Origin of the sequence: Arenibacter lacus (assembly GCF_008711145.1) — a bacterium.
In the GTDB taxonomy this organism is placed as follows: domain Bacteria; phylum Bacteroidota; class Bacteroidia; order Flavobacteriales; family Flavobacteriaceae; genus Arenibacter; species Arenibacter amylolyticus.
Map to the genome: position 1 here is coordinate 1 of NZ_VVIN01000189.1, position 992 is coordinate 992.

The window sequence follows — 992 nt, forward strand, 5'->3', positions numbered from 1 at the left end:
CGTTATCTTTAATGCTGACCAAAAAAATAAAAGTTTCCATATAAATCAACTTTTTTGTTTATATTTGTCTCATAAAAGTACGCGCAAACCGTATGGAAAAAAGATTTGAAGTCGTCTTTCTTGAGCAAGCTATTGACTTTATGTCAAAGGTCGACAAGAAAGCACAAATGAAAATTTATTATAATCTTGACAAGGCCACATTTGGACTTGACCCAAAACTGTTCAAAAAACTAACGGACGATATTTGGGAGTTTAGGACAAAATACAGAGGACTTCAATACCGACTTTTCGCATTTTGGGACAGAACTGGAAAAACCGAAACGCTTGTGATTTCTACACACGGAATGGTCAAAAAAACGGACAAGGTACCTAAAGCTGAAATCGAAAAAGCAAAACAGATTCGGACCGAATATTTCGAGCAATAAAAAATAAAGTTATGGCAACAAAAAATAAAATGATGAAAATGATGACCCTTGACCAAATGAAGGACAAGGACATTGGAAAAATCGGAACAGCAGACCGGGACAAGTATGAATTCGATTTGCGAATGGAGGTTTTGGGCGAAATGATTAAGTCCGTCCGAAAAGAACGGAAATTGACCCAAGAACAACTTGGTGAATTGATTGGAGTTCAAAAGTCACAAATTTCTAAACTGGAGCGCAGCGCAAAAAACGTAACGATTGAAACGATTTTAAAAGTGTTTAACGCACTAAAGGCGAACATAAAGTTCAGTGTACAAATGAATGACTCGGAATTCAAGGTTGCGTAAAAAAGCACCAAAGATAACAATACCTATAGTAAATAGGGCGGTAAGTACTGAATCTATTAGCTTGGTCTTGTTTGCGAAGTCCGCCAAATCTTTTGATTTGGCTTTTATAAAACGAAAGTTAAAAAGAAATAAAAAGCTTTGGCTAAGCGCAGACGGAGACTATTCGTTTCCCTGCCTGCCCTACTTGCCATAGCCTTAACGTCAGACTGCGCAACAACCTTCC

At 37.4% G+C, this 992-nt stretch carries 2 protein-coding genes; both read left to right on the forward strand.

Translation table 11 applies throughout. The annotated features are described in order from the left end of the window. The first annotated feature begins 92 nt into the window (after nucleotides 1-92). Nucleotides 93-425, forward strand: coding sequence for a type II toxin-antitoxin system RelE/ParE family toxin (locus F1E73_RS17080; RefSeq protein ID WP_086478610.1), 333 nt, complete (start codon nucleotides 93-95; stop codon nucleotides 423-425). Nucleotides 426-436: 11 nt separating this feature from the next. Next, a complete protein-coding gene (locus tag F1E73_RS17085) occupies nucleotides 437-769 on the forward strand; it encodes a helix-turn-helix domain-containing protein (RefSeq protein ID WP_086478611.1) in 333 nt (110 codons plus the stop codon). The last annotated feature ends 223 nt before the right edge of the window (nucleotides 770-992 follow it).